This window comes from Wolbachia endosymbiont of Trichogramma pretiosum, assembly GCF_001439985.1.
Classification (GTDB): domain Bacteria; phylum Pseudomonadota; class Alphaproteobacteria; order Rickettsiales; family Anaplasmataceae; genus Wolbachia.
In genome coordinates this window covers 626,445-641,384 of sequence record NZ_CM003641.1, presented here as the reverse complement: position 1 = coordinate 641,384, position 14,940 = coordinate 626,445, and the positions used below count along the sequence as shown (strand labels likewise).

Sequence of the window (14,940 nt, the reverse complement as noted above, 5' to 3'; positions counted from 1 at the left end):
ACTTCCTATTACCCACGCTTCTTTTTTCAGTTTTATCTTTATATGCTGTACTGACAAAGTTTTGAGATACTATCACAAACATTATATTCACAAGAAATACTTGACTTCACGTTTACTAAGAAGCATTTTATATACGATGTGTGCCCGTAGCTCAGTTGGATAGAGCAACAGCCTTCTAAGCTGTGGGTCGTAGGTTCGAATCCTACCGGGCACATTATTCTATCAACGCTTTCTATAGATTTTCAAGTATTCTGGTACCACATTTTCAATCGCTAGTGGTCTAATTTTCATTGTTCCGAGATCATCTGACTTTTTGATTGAACTATTCATCACAACTTTCACCTGATCTCGAGTAAGTATAGGGCTTGTATCTCCGGTTATAGGTTTTAACAGCACAGAAACAACTTTACTTTCTAAGAAAAAGGCTATCAATTTTGCCATTGGAAAAGGTACGTTGATCAGTAGACACTTTCTGTTAGTCACATTCAGAATGAACTTTAATAAGCTTTTAAAAGAGTAAACTTTTGGTCCACCTATATTATAAATTTTTTTATCTTGCTTATTAAGGCTGATAATACGATATACCACTTCAGCTAAGTTTGTTACACATATCGGCTGAAATTTCGTTATTCCACTACCGATTAACGGCAAAAAAGGAAGAATTGTTGCTAATCTTGCAAATTTATTGAAGAAACTATCTTCTTTACCGAATACAAGACTTGGCTTAATTATTATTGCTTCCTGAAATGCTGAAGTTACAGCTTTTTCACCTCCTAATTTACTTTGGGCGTATCTTGACAGCTTGCTATTTTCTATTCCCATGGCAGAAAAATGTATCATCATGTATACACTTTTTATTTGCGCAGCTTTTGCTATTCTTTCAGCTACTCCAACATGAACGTCATAGAAATCGTGCTTTCTTGTCTCATATAGTATTCCTACTAAATTTATAACAACATCACACCCCTCGATACTTTCTAAAATTGATTGTTCATTAAAAAAATCTCCTTCAATTATTGATATTTGTCCTAAATTTCCACATAACTTCAGACAAGCAGCTTTTTCCTGATCACGAGTAAATATTCTTATTAAATACCCTGCCGCTGCCAAGCGTCTTACGATGTGTTTTCCTATAAATCCCGTTCCACCAAAAATAACTATACGTTTTATCACAGTTAAAACTCCCAATAACTTAACTTTAAATTAATACAATAGTTTTGTTTAATATTCTATCGTGAATTCCTGCATTATAAGGTCCATTCTCATTCCATGAGAACCTTTAACTAAAATTACATCATTACCTTGAACAATATTAGCTAAATTACTTTTCAATTTGTTAGAATCATCGAAATGCATGCCTTTTATATTCTCCGGTAAAAGTTTATTCAATTCTAACATAAATTTACCAACCGTATGAACTTTATTCACATTTTGTTCTACTATAGAGTCAAGCAATTCTGTATGAAATACTATGCTTTCATTACCAAGTTCTAACATATCGCCAAGTAGTGCCACTTTTCTTAAATTAGAATATGTACCTAAAGTTCTTATTGCAGCCCTCATTGAAGTAGGGTTAGCATTATAGGAGTCGTTAATCAAATATACTAATTTTCCATTGTATTTAGCTTGATGAACATTACCTCTACCTTCTGTTACAGTAAAATTCTCAAGTACTAGTGGTAATTTAGATAAATCAAGTTCGAGACTTTGCAAAACTGCTGTAATAACTAATGCAGAGTATGCAAAATGTTCGCCTTTTACAGGTAAATTACAGTTCATAATTTGACCGCTGTTCAGTTTGATTTTTAAATTTAGACCATTATCGTCTCTTATGAGGTCTAACAAACGAACAGTAGCACTTTCATTCTTACCAAAGTTTACTACATTTCTGTTAGCATTTGATAAGAGATAATCATAATGTTCATTATCCTTATTCAAAACCAAAGTACCATTATTTTTCATACCATGTAGAATTTCTAATTTCGCTTGTGCAATATCAAGTAGAGATGAAAAATTTTCAACATGTGCAGGTTCAATATTGGTAATAACTGCAATATCCGGATTGCTAATCTCCGATAACTCTTTTATTTCACCAGCTCTACTCATTCCTATTTCAAGGATTAAGTACTGGCAGTCTTCTGGCGCTTTTAGAATCGTAAAAGGCAATCCTATATTATTATTCAAGTTACCTTCATTTACATGAGATACTCCATAATGCAACAAAACAGTGTTAAGCATATCTTTTGTAGTGGTTTTCCCAACACTACCTGTAATTGTGATAACTTTAGCATTAACAAGAATATTTCTAATGTAATATGATGCCATATTATGCAAAGCTTTTAGAGTATTTTGCACAATAATTAGAGGAAAATTTCTATGTTTATCTTCGCTTACTACTGCAGCAACAGCTCCTTTTAAAAATGCTTCATGTAGAAAATCATGCCCATCAAATTTCTTTCCCTTGAGAGCAATAAATAAATCACCTTTTTTTATGCTTCTTGTATCCGTTGAAATATTTGAGCTATATACCGAATTACAAACACCCCGCCCTTTTCCGCCAGTAGCATCAATAATATTATTTGCGTTCCATTTAAACATAATTTATCTTTAAAGGTAATTTGAACAAGAAAAGCAGCAAAAGTACTACATACTTTGGTAATGTAAAAATAATGATTGCTATTTCTATCATTTCATCTTATTGTAGATGTACAAGCTTAAATGTTTTTGTCTATAATTGGGTGTATTTTACCACCTGACTGTAGAAAGTCACTTGGAGGTATGTATGGCAAAAGATGAATCAAATAAAAAGTCTATTATGGCTAAGATAAAAGGAGTGTTTTTTCTTGTGCCTAAAGCGCTTATTTATCCTGTAAAGAAACCGTTTACTTCAATTGATGAAATGAAGCATGATGCTAAAATTTCATTAAAAAACGCTGTGAGTGATGTACCTAAAGAAGAAGAGAAATATGAACCACCTGTAAAAACTACAGAAGCTAGTAGGTACCTTGGCATACAAATAACAAAACAAGAAAAAGGTAAGGTGAGTTTTTTAGCGTCAAGAGCTTTGACGGGGGATATACCTTGCTTGATTCCAGAGAAATTAGATGAAATAAGGGAAGATCTGCCCAATATAACTATTTTTAGAGAAGAAAACAAAATTGTAATTGAAGTTGATGTTGAAAAGATTATCCAAGAAATAAAAGATAAAAATCCAGTTATGGATGAAAAAGTAATGAAAAAGTACGCTCTTGAGGGAATTTATGATAAGATTGATTGTGATCTTAAAAATTTGGCAAAAATTACTAGTGGAGAGTTTAAAGTTCACACAGATCGGAAATTGCTGTATGGTATTGCAGAAAAGTTGTATAGTGGATATGCTAATAAAAAGCATAAGTCACAGGAAGTTGTAAGGCCTATGGATAAGGAAAAATCATCAGAGAAAATTTTAAGTAATTGGCAAAAAGCTATTAAACAAGATTTTGAAAGTTGCGAAAGCATAAGAGGTAGGGGGAAGTAAATTGTGGAGAGTGTTATGAAAGAAGTTCAAATAGAGGAAAGGTATCATAGCCTAACTGTTCCTGGAGATATGTATCATTTACAACCAGAAGTTATTGCTGCAAGAAGGGCAAATAGGATAGAAAAGTTTTCAAAAAGACACCAAATGGACTATGGGTCGGTTTTGCGTAGACAAGATATACAGCCAAGAGACGTTTTAAGTCTTGAAGATGCTTCTAGCGAAGCAGCAATAAGCCCACCTTCTACACTAAATCGTAAGCAAAATAGAAGAGGACCAGGGATTTAACAAAGTATGGGTAGTACAGCTTATGATGACACTAATATCTTTGCTAAGATATTGAGAGGTGAGTTGTCTTATGAGGAAGTACATAAAGATGAGAACGTGCTAGCTTTTCGTGATAAGTATCCTGATGCACCAGTTCATATTCTGGTTATACCAAAAGGTCAATACGTTTCATACGATGATTTTGCTCTGAAAGCTTCTGAAGAGGAAATAGTAAGTTTTTTTAAAACTGTTAGAGAAATAGCACATAAATATAACTTGGAAAAAACAGGATATAGATTAGTTACTAATCACGGTAAAGATGGAGAGCAAGTTATACCGCACTTTCACATACATATTTTAGGTGGTAAAAGATTAGGAAAGCATGTAAGTTCATAATGTTATATGTTTTTTAAATGAGTGAATATTTAACCATATTAGTTTTTATCTGTGCATCAATTGCATTATCCTTTACTTTGGGTGTGTTGCCTATGTTTCTTGCAGTCAGTAACCCAGATGGAGAAAAGCTTTCTACATATGAGTGTGGCTTTAATCCTTTATCAAGAGCCAGAAAAAGTTTCGACATAAAATTTTACTTGGTTGCAATATTATTCATAATATTCGATTTAGAAATTGTTTTTCTTTTTCCTTGGGCCGTTTCTTTATCTAAAATAAGCTACTACGGATTTTGGTCTATGATGATATTCCTTACTATACTTACTATAGGCTTTATTTATGAGTGGTGTAAAGGTGCGTTGGAATGGGAGTAAATTTATCTAACAGCGACTGGAATCGTTACAAAAAAGAAGGTTTTCTTGTCACTAAATTTGGCGATTTAATGGATTATATAATGAACTGGGCAAGGTCTGGTTCATTGTGGCCAATGACATTTGGTCTTGCATGTTGCGCAGTAGAGATGATGCACACTGCATCCAGTCGTTATGATCTTGATAGATACGGCATAATCTTTCGTGCAAGCCCAAGGCAAGCAGATGTTATGATTGTTGCTGGCACGTTAACTAATAAAATGGCAGCAGCATTGCGTAAAGTTTATGATCAAATGGCGGACCCCAAGTACGTCGTTTCTATGGGAAGTTGTGCAAATGGCGGTGGCTATTATCATTATTCTTACTCAGTAGTCCGTGGTTGTGATAGAATTGTGCCAGTTGATGTATATGTTCCTGGATGCCCTCCAACTGCTGAGGCATTACTGTATGGAATGCTATGTCTACAAAATAAAATAAAACGAACTAAGAATATATAGCATGGATAAAACTGCAAAATACATACAAAAAAAGACTACATGTAAATGTATTCAGAAAAAAGATGGTACTATTGTAATATATTCAGCTTTGAATGACATTGAAAATCACTTACTCTTTCTACGTGATGATGAAAAGTGTAGGCTTGAATTATTAGTTGATGTTTTTGGGGTTGATTACCCAGATAGAAAAAAACGTTTCGAGCTAATATACAATTTGCTCAGCCTTGTGCACAATATCAGAGTGCATGTAAAGCTTCAGTTATGTGAAGGTGATATACCTCTAAGTGCAGCAAAGATATTTAACGCAGCTTCGTGGTTTGAGCGTGAAGTATTTGATATGTATGGAGTAGAGTTTTCTAATCACCCAGATTTACGTAGGATTTTAACGGATTATGGATTCAAAGGTCATCCAATGTTAAAAGATTTTCCTCTCACTGGCTACGAGGAAGTAAGATACGATATAGAGGCAAAAAAGGTTGTATATAATCCTATAGACTTACCGCAAGATTTTCGTATGTTTGATAGCTTATCCCCTTGGGAAGGTAGTAAAGCAACAAAAGTAAATATAAAGGAGTAGAAAATGACAGCACAAAGAAAAAAAATATCTTTGATTGGTGCAGGCAATATCGGTGGGACTCTTGCCCATATGATTGCACTAAGAGAGCTAGGAGATGTTATTTTGCTTGATGTAAGCGATGGAATACCACAAGGTAAAGCACTTGACATTACAGAATCATCTCCTATTGATCGATCTAATGTCAATATTACTGGTACAAATAGGTATGAAGATATAAAAAACTCTGACGCAATTATAATAACTGCTGGCATTGCCAGAAAACCTGGAATGAGCAGAGATGACCTTCTGCAAACTAATGCTGCAGTAATGAAAGAGGTTGGGGAAAATATTAAAAAACATTCTCCAAACGCATTTGTAATAGTGGTTACCAATCCCTTAGATGCTATGGTTTCAGTAGTATACAAATCTTCAAACTTGCCAACTAATATGATTGTTGGTATGGCAGGAGTGCTTGACTCTGCTCGTTTTCGTTATTTTCTTGCAAGTGAGTTAAATATTTCTGTCGAAGATGTATCTGCTTTTGTGCTTGGAGGACATGGTGACACTATGGTACCACTAATCAATTATGCTTCAATTGCTGGCATTCCACTTACCCAAATCATTGAGATGGGTTTGATTGCGCGAGGAAAAGTTGATGAAATAGTTGAGCGCACTCGTAATGGTGGAAAAGAAATAGTTGATCTACTTAAATCTGGATCTGCATACTATGCTCCTGCGTCTTCAGCCATAAGCATGATAGAATCATACTTAAAAGATAAAAGGCGTATATTACCATGCGCTGCTTATCTTAATGGTGAATATGGTGTGAAAGACTTATTCATTGGTGTTCCTACTGTTATTGGGAAAAATGGAGTTGAGAAAGTTCTAGAAGTTAAAATGAACGATAGTGAGCAAGAGATGTTTTATAAATCTGTAAGTGCAGTAAAAGAGCTCTGTCAGCTAAATTAATTGCCCTATAGAATTTCTTTGAGCTCAAGCTTCGAAAACAGTCTAAAAAAATTATTTGTAGTTATTTTTGCTACTTGTTCCGACGATTCGTTCCATAATTCTGCTAAACAATTCACAACATATTTCGCCATTGCCGGTTCATTTTTTCTTCCTCTGTAAGGCTCAGGAGATAGATAAGGTGTATCAGTTTCAACTAAAACACGCTCACGTGGCACATTTTGTGCAATTTCTCTTAGTAAGTTCGCATTTTTAAAAGTAATGATTCCAGAAAATGAAATGTATAATCCCAGGTCCATAGCTTTATAAGCAAGCTCTTTAGAAGAAGCAAAGCAATGCATTACTCCACTAAAAGCGTCCTTCTTCATTTCTGAATTTAACATATCAATCATCTCACTATCAGCATTCCTAGTGTGAATAACTAAAGGTAATCCTGTTACTTTTGTCGCTTCTATATGTAATGCAAAACTTTTTTTTTGATTGCTTTTGTTATCAGATTTATAAAAATCTAATCCAGTTTCACCGATACTAATTACCTTTTTGCCCTTAGTAAATTCAATCAATTCATCAGCATTTATATACTCACCTTTTTCCACATTAGTATCAAGCGGATGTATACCAACGGAGTAGTAGACTTGATCATAGGATGAAGAAATTTTTAATAATCTAGGGATATCATTAATGCTTATACATATGTTATGCAAAATTCTCACACCATTTTGCCCTGCTCTTGAAATTAACTTTGGTATTTCATCATCAGAAAAATAAGTTAGATGACAATGAGAATCAACTATCATAAATAGATCCTTTTATGATAGAAGAAAACTCTTCTATCACTTTTTTATAAACTTCTTTTTTGAACGGTATGGCACTGGCTACCAAATCATCCACATTTTGCCAACGCCACTCTTTGAACTCTGGATGATCAGCATAGTTAATATTAATATCCTTATCCTTCCCACGAAATTTCATCAAGAACCACCTTTGCTTTTGGCCAGAATATCTCCCATTCCAGCATATCGGTATAACTTCCTCGGGTAAGTTGTAATATATCCACTCTTTATTTTGAGCTACAACTTCTGCTTCATCAGTACCAATTTCCTCCAATAGCTCACGTAGCGCTGCCTGCTCTAGCTCTTCACCTTCATCAACTCCTCCTTGTGGTATCTGCCAATAAGAGTCACTATCAAAACGTTTTCCAATAAAAACATTTCCCTGTTTGTTAAATAACATTATGCCAACACAAGGGCGATACTCTTTCTCCTCACTAATCACAAATACTCTCTATTGCTAAATTATCTATCATAGAAGTTCCAACTACTTTTTTACTATTCATTTTTTCAACGATTTTTTTTGCAACTTCTTTTGCGCTTAAGTTTGAGTTATCAATTTCAAGTGAACCTTGAGGCATAAATAGTTTCTTTCCTTTAATTCTTCTCATAGCAAAATCTGAATCAGTAATTTTTCTCTCCTGATCTCTTTCCTTTAATTGAACGTGCTTTACTAGTTCCCCACTATTACAATATAACACCACAGGGAGAATCTCCACGTTCATTTTTTTACTTAAATTCACCACCGAGTTATATACTTTTTGATCATAGGAATCACCTTTTATCAATTCGTTTGTAAATATATAATGCTTTGATTCTATATGGTATTTTTCCAATATTGCTAACATATTCTCTCTAATCACAAAAATTCTTCCATATTTTACTTGTAACCTCAGCGTTTCTGAAATCAATCATATCAAATTTAATATTATTAAACGGGTTATTGTCCACTATCACCACATCAATAATATTACACAGCTCTTTTGCAATTGTAAGTTTGCCACCACCCGGAATCCGATTAAATAAATGATCATACCATCAGAAAACTATCATATATTACAAATGTATGTATTATAAACGTTACACTAGAAACATATCAAAATAGTTCGTATTCAGAAATTTTGGGTGTATCATTACAGATAAGTTATATTATTTAGAATAATGAGTGGTGATACAGAATCAATAAAAAATACAATTGTAGATGTAATAGACCAAAACAAAGGTCAAGATATAGTTACTTTTGATGTACAGAATAAAACTGTCATTGCAAAATATATGATCATTGCATCCGGTGATTCGAGCCGCCATGTAAAAGCATTAGCTGAGCACGTGATGAAAAATCTCAAGCAATATGATAAAATAGATGTAGAAGGTATGGATGAAGGTAACTGGGTGATTGTGAATTTTCAAGGTATAATGGTTCACCTATTCAGGCCAGAAGTAAGAGAATATTATAAGATAGAAGAGTTATGGAATTGATTATCCAGGTAGCTGGTATACACTTGCTCAAATGTTGTAGTAATTTTGAAGGAAACCCTATGAAGTTGGTGGTGTCATTCCAGTGCTTGACACTGGAATCTAGAAAACTTAATCATAAACGAGCACACTATACAACATTTTTGATGAAATTTCATAATAAACTGGATTCCAGCATCAAGTACCGGAATGACGCCATCTTTAACAACACCGTTTACACACAAAATAACATATTATGAAACATAAATCCGAGTTTTTAAACTTCATTCAAGAAAGAGGATACCTATATCAATGTACAAACATTGGTAGGTTAGACCAGCTATTATCACAAGATAATTATATAATTGCGTACATTGGGTTTGATTGTACGGCACCAAGTTTGCATATTGGCAGTCTCATTCAAATCATGATGCTCCGTCACCTACAAAAATTCGGTTATAAGCCAATAGTTCTACTTGGAGGTGGCACAACAAAAATTGGTGACCCATCTGGTAAAGACAGAGCAAGAAGCGTCTTGCCGATAGAAGATATCAATCAAAATATACTTGGTATAAAGAAAACCCTTGAGAAGATGATATCTTTCGATTTTGGAAAAACTGGTGCAATCATAGTAAACAACGCAGATTGGTTAGATAGCATAAAATATATAGACTTTTTGCGTGATATAGGGACACATTTTTCTGTAAATCGCATGTTAGGCTTTGATGGTGTGAAAATTAGGCTAGATAGGGAGCAAAATCTAAGCTTTCTCGAGTTTAATTACATGTTGTTACAAGCCTATGATTTTGTCGAGTTGAATAAAAAGTATGGCTGTCGTCTCCAGATTGGAGGGTCAGACCAATGGGGAAATATAGTAAACGGAATTGAACTTAGCAAAAAGTTAAATTTACCTGAGCTGTTTGGTCTTACCACATCTCTTTTATTAAACGCACAAGGAAAAAAGATGGGCAAAACTGAAAGTGGGGCAGTATGGCTTGATGGCAGCATGCTAAGTTCTTATGACTATTGGCAATATTTTCGCAATGTTGATGATCAAGATATTGGTCGTTTCTTGAGACTTTTCACTGATTTACCAACTGATGAAATTAAAAAACTAGAGTCCTTGAGGGATCAAGAAATAAATGAAGCAAAAAAGGTCTTGGCAACAGAAGTGACAAAAATATGTCATGGTTGTAAAGAAGCTGAACTTGCACGATCTGCTGCAATCTCTGCTTTTGAAAATGAAGATAGTTTATTGCTTTCTGGTTACACTCTCACAAGAGAACAAGTTGCAAATGGCATGCTCCTGATAGACTTGCTTCATGACACCGGTTTTGAACCTTCAAAAGGTGCGGCAAAGCGTTTGATACAGGGAAATGGATGTAAAGTTAATGATAATACTATAAACGATGTTAACTATACAATAAACTCTGAAACCTTTGAAGGTCAGCCATTTATCAAATTATCTGCAGGAAAGAAACGCCATATTAAAATTTTAGTGAGTGAAGTAAGAAAGTAAATTTGTCTCTGTTCAGAAGAATAGCAAAATATGGTAGCCAAGGAAAGACAACTATAGGGACAAATGGATATCATTGAAGCAGATGACACTGTGGCAGAATCGCTAGGTAACCCTGCTATCGCTAGCAGTTTCTTGCTGTCGATTTGCTGAGATTGGTTTATCAACTTGAGTGTCAGGCTTTGACAATTTATATATAGCATTGCCAACTATTAATGCTGTTCCTGTAATTGCAACTACCACTACAACTACAAGGTATTAACTCAGCTGTAGTTGCTCCTGCTGTAAAAAGTGCTATAGATATAGCAGTACCTAATAATGCAGTTACTCCACCGGCAATCCACCCCATCTTAATTGCTGGACAATTAAGATAGTATAAAGGATTCTTTCCTTACATATCTACTGCATTAACATTGACACCTCTTTCTACAAGAGCATCTATTATGGCCATACTGCGAAATAAAGCAGCATAGTGTAAAAGAGTCCTTCTCCATATATTTATTGCATTAACATTTGCACCTTTTTCTATGAGAGCGTTTGCTATATAAGTAGTATTATGTAAAGGAGTATCTCCTTTTACATCTTTTTCATTAACATTTGCCCTTTTTCCCATGAGAGCCTTCGCTATATTTTTTAGGTTAAAGGAAGCCACCAAGTGCAAAAGAGTCGCTTTTTCACCATCTTTAAACACATAATTTATATCAAAGCCAGACTTTTCCCACTCTTCATATTCCTTTGAATATCTTTTTAGCTCATTTTGTATTTTTCAATTACGTTATCTTTGCTTAAATCTTTGTCAACATTAACTAAATTCAATAATTCGTGCCAACTTGAAATTTCCATTGCTATGACCTTACCTTTAATTTTCAATAATGTATTTAATTATATGATAAGAAGTCAATTTAAATAAATTCCACATATATGGAACTTATCAGATAAATATATAATATGAACTAGATTCCATCGGGCTTTGTTGCATCACTATCTATGAAAGGCTAACTATACAAGCAGCTTATTGAAAATCTTATTTTTTGCAATCAATCTGATTAAATTTAAGAATAGTAATTTATTGTTTGTACTAGTAAATTTAATTCTACTTAAAATAGCTAAAGCATTAAAACTCTTCAGTTCTAGCTAGATTAGTGAATGATAGTAAAACTTCTTTTACTTAAATTTAGATATTTACTGACTATCCTTACTATAAATGCTAGAATAATAGGCTATTGATATTCTACATTTTATCTTTTATCCATCATAGATAGCGATGCAACAAAGCCCAATGGCGTCAACTTAAGGAAAGATGTTAAGGAGTAAAATACTGTAAAAAATAGGACCTTTGGTTTCTATTTTATTTCAATAAAGAGGATATCAGTAAAGCTTATCTATTAAGGTTTCACATAGAGGAGTGCTATAAACGACTCAAAGTAGAAGGAGAATTAGAGAATTTTTCTGGGATAAATTTAGAAACAAGAATTTTGTGCAAACTTGGTCATGTGCAATACTTCATATGTGTGATGCACAAGAGCCTTGGAAGCAAGATCAAATTGCTGAGTATCGTTTAAATTTCAGTTTTATTTGGTGTAATGAGACGGAAACTTTATCAGGTGCTTGTTGGAACCAAAAAATTTCCAAGCCCTTTTTAAGTATAATCACTAAAGTTAACGTGAAGATTGTATAGCTGCAATAAAGTAGATAAGCCTAAACGCCATCATGCCTCTAGGAGAGCTTGCTAATTTATTCTCTTAAGTTAACGCTATTTCCTGAACAGATACATAAAAAAGTAGTACTTGCAAGAAAGAGTTACTTAAGAAACTAACTAACCTTGCTATTTTCTCTAACATACCTAGAAGAAATAGATAAATTATCTGATGCAGTTCTAATACTAGCATTGTTCTCATTAACAACTACAGCTAGCTTAAAAGCATTCAAAGTATATTAACCATATAGAAACAGTACAGTACTTACTTCAGTAAGTGTATCTTGTAGCATGGCACTATTTTGAACTCGTGTTAAAATAGAATCGACACGCTTATTATTACCTTTATACATAGCAAAGGCAAGTGGTTTAATGACATACGTTACTCCTGTAAGCTGCACAATATCTTTAGAAGTAAGGATATTTCGCAGTGTATCACTATTTTGAGCTCGTATAAAAATAGAATTGATACACTTGTTATTGCCTTTATATATAGCAAAGTTAAGTGGCGTTAAAGTATAAGCTATAATATATAAATACTGTACAATATTTCTAGAAGAAAGGATATCTTGTAATATACCATTTTCCTGGACTTTTGTTAAAATAACATCAACATATCTTTCTTTGTTGTAATGTATGGCAAAGCCAAGCAATGTTAAGTTGTACATCAAACCATCTTGATAATTTATAATATTTGGAGCAGTAAGAATATCTTGCAGTATACCACTGTTTTGAGCTTGTTCTAAAATAGAATTAACACATTCATTATTGTCTCTATGTATAGCTAGGCTAAGCAGTGTTAAAGTGCGTCCTCCACCTGTTGGAAATCGTGTAGTATATCAAGTGATAAGAACTTTTAGTAAATCATTTCCTGAAACTGCTTCCAAGATATCACTGATGCTCCTTCCATTCCATATGGATCTTTTTAGCTGAAAATACAAATCTTTTTGTTTTCGTGTTAAATTTTGATGATTTAGCATATTCTTGTAACCTCGTTTTAAAGTCAGTGCAGTTTAATTATTCTATGTTAGTATACACCAATAGAAAAATTCATCATATGTTCTGGAAAAAATTTGCACAGGTTAATGAGGAAACCGTAAGAGAGAGCCTAAAAAAGGTTATAGAGAAGAAAAGTGGTAAGAATGTTGGTGTAGTATCCTCAATTATTATTAAAGGTAAAGATGTTGCTTTTGCTCTTGAAGTTGCTGAGCCAAATGAAGAATTAAGAAAAAATTGTGAGCAGGCTGTTAAGGCGATACCGGGAGTAGGAAAGGTTACTGTAGTTGCTACTGGTCAAAAAAAAGCTAGGCAACAAAAAGCTAAACTTCATATCGAAGGAGTGAAAAACATAATTGTCGTTGCTTCTGGTAAGGGAGGTGTGGGTAAGTCGACAGTTGCACTAAATCTAGCTCTTTCGTTAGCAGAATTAAAACATAAAGTTGGGCTAGTTGATGCAGATATATATGGTCCTTCGATTCCTAAAATGTTGGGCACTGAGAAATTGAAACCAGAAATACAGAGTGGTAAAGCAATGCCTATAGAGAAACATGGTCTCTATACTATTTCAATTGGCTATTTTATTGATAAGGACCGCGCAGTAATATGGCGTGGACCTATGATCACAAAAGCACTTTACAATTTGCTTATGGGAATAAGGTGGTCTGATATAGAATATTTAATCATTGATACACCGCCTGGCACTGGCGATGTACATTTAAGTCTGATGGAGAATTTTAGTTTAACTGGAGCAATAATAGTCTCAACTCCACAGGAGCTTGCTTTAATCGATGCACAAAAAATTTATGATATGTTCACAAAACTCAGCGTGCCAATTATCGGCATTGTGGAAAATATGAGTTATTTTGTTCAAGATAATTCAAAAATACACATATTTGGAAAAGGTGGTGCAAAAAAAATGTCTGAAGAGCTGGGAGTCAAACTCTTGAGCAGAGTTCCTCTAGATCCGCAAATATGTATTGCTTCTGATTGTGGAAATCCTTCAATACTAAGTGAGGATTTAGTAAGGATTTATGAAAGCATTGCTAAAGATGTTAGGTCTTTTGTATGCAGTCTATAAAGTTTTTTTTAAACTACTTTTAAAATAGGTAGAATGTAATTTTAGGTGAATAAAATATTTCAAATGGCAGCAGCTACCTCGTATCTGGACAGACAATAGACTTCTTGGATAACTTGAGAAATAAGTAGTAGAAGCAATATTAGGGAAGGTATAAATTGTGAGCAGGTAAGTAAACATGATGAAGAGAAGCTTCGAAGACTAAGAGGAGTAAAAAGAGAAACATTGGAAAATAATAGAAATTTTAATAGAGGAAGAGGCCAAGAAAAAGGCAAGAGGAGGAAAAGCAAATATATTTATTAATAGCACTCGAATATTTGTGTAAATACCGTACATTTTTCCATAAAGCGTAAAGCTGTGGAATAAGTGAAAGTTCTTGCTAACGGCTGAATAGAAGATGCATTGATAAAATATCGAGATTTTAGGAAGATAAAGAGCTATTAAAGTTAGATAGGAGTATGCAAAAGTTTTATAAAAAGGGAATATTCAACTTCCCCATAGAAGACAAAAAATGTCCTTAGGTTATCCAAGAAGTCTATTGTTAGTAAAAATAAAAGGCTATTTGCCTTTTTATCTAGTTTATGCAGGAGGTCTAATATTTATTGTTGAGTGTGATTTTAGGCATGTCTGCTAAAACGCAACTTTTAAATTGCCAAAATTTCTCCTTGCCTTTACTAATTACGATTCTTGGAGTGCACACATAATCTGGTTGGCTTTGTTGAATAGCTAGTGTTGGTAGAGGTTATTGTAAGAAGAAAAGCTTTTCAATATATGACTACTAACGAATTTAGTTGTAGAATAGGCA

Annotated in this window: 16 protein-coding genes, 1 tRNA gene and 3 pseudogenes; 12 read left to right on the top strand and 8 right to left on the bottom strand. The window is 33.7% G+C overall.

Going from position 1 to position 14,940, the window contains the following annotated elements:
• Nucleotides 1–140: 140 nt before the first annotated feature.
• Nucleotides 141–214 (top strand) — tRNA-Arg (locus wTpre_RS03070).
• Nucleotides 215–222: 8 nt separating this feature from the next.
• Here the strand turns inward: wTpre_RS03070 and wTpre_RS03065 are convergent.
• Together wTpre_RS03065 and wTpre_RS03060 are read right to left on the bottom strand one after the other, a co-directional pair.
• Nucleotides 223–1,173 carry a complex I NDUFA9 subunit family protein gene (locus tag wTpre_RS03065; RefSeq protein WP_179945504.1) on the bottom strand — a complete coding sequence of 317 codons (951 nt, stop codon included), beginning with the start codon at nucleotides 1,171–1,173 and terminating at the stop codon, nucleotides 223–225.
• Nucleotides 1,174–1,221: 48 nt separating this feature from the next.
• A complete protein-coding gene (locus wTpre_RS03060; RefSeq protein ID WP_068651884.1) occupies nucleotides 1,222–2,598 on the bottom strand; it encodes a UDP-N-acetylmuramoyl-tripeptide--D-alanyl-D-alanine ligase in 1,377 nt (458 codons plus the stop codon).
• Nucleotides 2,599–2,782: 184 nt separating this feature from the next.
• Here wTpre_RS03060 and wTpre_RS03055 point away from each other — a divergent pair, with 184 nt between their 5' ends.
• Genes wTpre_RS03055 through mdh form a run of 7 tightly spaced genes read left to right on the top strand, consistent with a single transcriptional unit; the run spans nucleotide 2,783 to nucleotide 6,567 of the window.
• Nucleotides 2,783–3,517, top strand: coding sequence for a hypothetical protein (locus wTpre_RS03055; protein WP_068651882.1), 735 nt, complete (start codon nucleotides 2,783–2,785; stop codon nucleotides 3,515–3,517).
• A gap of 3 nt (nucleotides 3,518–3,520) precedes the next feature.
• Complete coding sequence (locus wTpre_RS03050; protein WP_068651880.1) at nucleotides 3,521–3,802, top strand: hypothetical protein; 282 nt, start codon at nucleotides 3,521–3,523, stop codon at nucleotides 3,800–3,802.
• A gap of 6 nt (nucleotides 3,803–3,808) precedes the next feature.
• Nucleotides 3,809–4,177 (top strand): HIT domain-containing protein, encoded by a 369-nt coding sequence (locus wTpre_RS03045; protein ID WP_068651878.1) that lies wholly within the window; start codon nucleotides 3,809–3,811, stop codon nucleotides 4,175–4,177.
• Between the two features lie 17 nt (nucleotides 4,178–4,194).
• Nucleotides 4,195–4,548, top strand: coding sequence for an NADH-quinone oxidoreductase subunit A (ndhC, locus tag wTpre_RS03040; protein ID WP_068651876.1), 354 nt, complete (start codon nucleotides 4,195–4,197; stop codon nucleotides 4,546–4,548).
• Nucleotides 4,539–5,042, top strand: coding sequence for a NuoB/complex I 20 kDa subunit family protein (locus wTpre_RS03035; protein WP_068651874.1), 504 nt, complete (start codon nucleotides 4,539–4,541; stop codon nucleotides 5,040–5,042). Before ndhC ends, wTpre_RS03035 begins: the two co-directional genes overlap by 10 nt.
• 1 nt (nucleotide 5,043) lies before the next feature.
• Nucleotides 5,044–5,619, top strand: coding sequence for an NADH-quinone oxidoreductase subunit C (locus wTpre_RS03030; RefSeq protein ID WP_068651872.1), 576 nt, complete (start codon nucleotides 5,044–5,046; stop codon nucleotides 5,617–5,619).
• 3 nt (nucleotides 5,620–5,622) lie between these two features.
• Nucleotides 5,623–6,567 (top strand): malate dehydrogenase, encoded by a 945-nt coding sequence (gene mdh / locus wTpre_RS03025; RefSeq protein ID WP_068651870.1) that lies wholly within the window; start codon nucleotides 5,623–5,625, stop codon nucleotides 6,565–6,567.
• A gap of 5 nt (nucleotides 6,568–6,572) precedes the next feature.
• Here mdh and wTpre_RS03020 read toward each other — a convergent pair whose 3' ends face one another.
• The 3 genes from wTpre_RS03020 to wTpre_RS03010 are packed head-to-tail and all read right to left on the bottom strand — an operon-like array spanning nucleotide 6,573 to nucleotide 8,242.
• Entirely contained in the window at nucleotides 6,573–7,361 is a 789-nt protein-coding gene (locus wTpre_RS03020; RefSeq protein WP_068651868.1) for a TatD family hydrolase, read from the bottom strand.
• Entirely contained in the window at nucleotides 7,351–7,839 is a 489-nt protein-coding gene (locus wTpre_RS03015; protein ID WP_068651866.1) for an RNA pyrophosphohydrolase, read from the bottom strand. Before wTpre_RS03015 ends, wTpre_RS03020 begins: the two co-directional genes overlap by 11 nt.
• Entirely contained in the window at nucleotides 7,832–8,242 is a 411-nt protein-coding gene (locus wTpre_RS03010; RefSeq protein WP_245609342.1) for a hypothetical protein, read from the bottom strand. The genes wTpre_RS03015 and wTpre_RS03010 overlap by 8 nt, the downstream gene beginning before the upstream one ends.
• Nucleotides 8,243–8,555: 313 nt before the next feature.
• Between wTpre_RS03010 and rsfS the strand changes: the two genes are divergently transcribed.
• Both rsfS and tyrS read left to right on the top strand, forming a co-directional pair.
• A complete protein-coding gene (gene rsfS / locus wTpre_RS03005) occupies nucleotides 8,556–8,873 on the top strand; it encodes a ribosome silencing factor (RefSeq protein ID WP_068651864.1) in 318 nt (105 codons plus the stop codon).
• 232 nt (nucleotides 8,874–9,105) lie between these two features.
• Entirely contained in the window at nucleotides 9,106–10,368 is a 1,263-nt protein-coding gene (gene tyrS / locus wTpre_RS03000; protein ID WP_068651862.1) for a tyrosine--tRNA ligase, read from the top strand.
• Between the two features lie 102 nt (nucleotides 10,369–10,470).
• Here the strand turns inward: tyrS and wTpre_RS07490 are convergent.
• Nucleotides 10,471–11,208 (bottom strand): annotated as a pseudogene (locus wTpre_RS07490) (ankyrin repeat domain-containing protein).
• Between the two features lie 509 nt (nucleotides 11,209–11,717).
• Here wTpre_RS07490 and wTpre_RS02990 point away from each other — a divergent pair.
• Nucleotides 11,718–12,098, top strand: a pseudogene (locus tag wTpre_RS02990) (IS4-like element ISWosp8 family transposase); the annotation flags it as partial.
• A gap of 202 nt (nucleotides 12,099–12,300) precedes the next feature.
• On the opposite strand, the gene wTpre_RS02985 reads toward wTpre_RS02990, so the two are convergent.
• Nucleotides 12,301–12,843, bottom strand: coding sequence for a WD_0033/WD_0034 family tandem repeat-containing protein (locus wTpre_RS02985; protein ID WP_458695167.1), 543 nt, complete (start codon nucleotides 12,841–12,843; stop codon nucleotides 12,301–12,303).
• Nucleotides 12,844–13,118: 275 nt separating this feature from the next.
• On the opposite strand from wTpre_RS02985, the gene wTpre_RS02980 reads away from it, so the two are divergent.
• Entirely contained in the window at nucleotides 13,119–14,138 is a 1,020-nt protein-coding gene (locus wTpre_RS02980; RefSeq protein ID WP_068652621.1) for an Mrp/NBP35 family ATP-binding protein, read from the top strand.
• A gap of 589 nt (nucleotides 14,139–14,727) precedes the next feature.
• Here wTpre_RS02980 and wTpre_RS02975 read toward each other — a convergent pair.
• Nucleotides 14,728–14,847, bottom strand: a pseudogene (locus tag wTpre_RS02975) (DNA-3-methyladenine glycosylase); the annotation flags it as partial.
• Nucleotides 14,848–14,940: the final 93 nt, after the last annotated feature.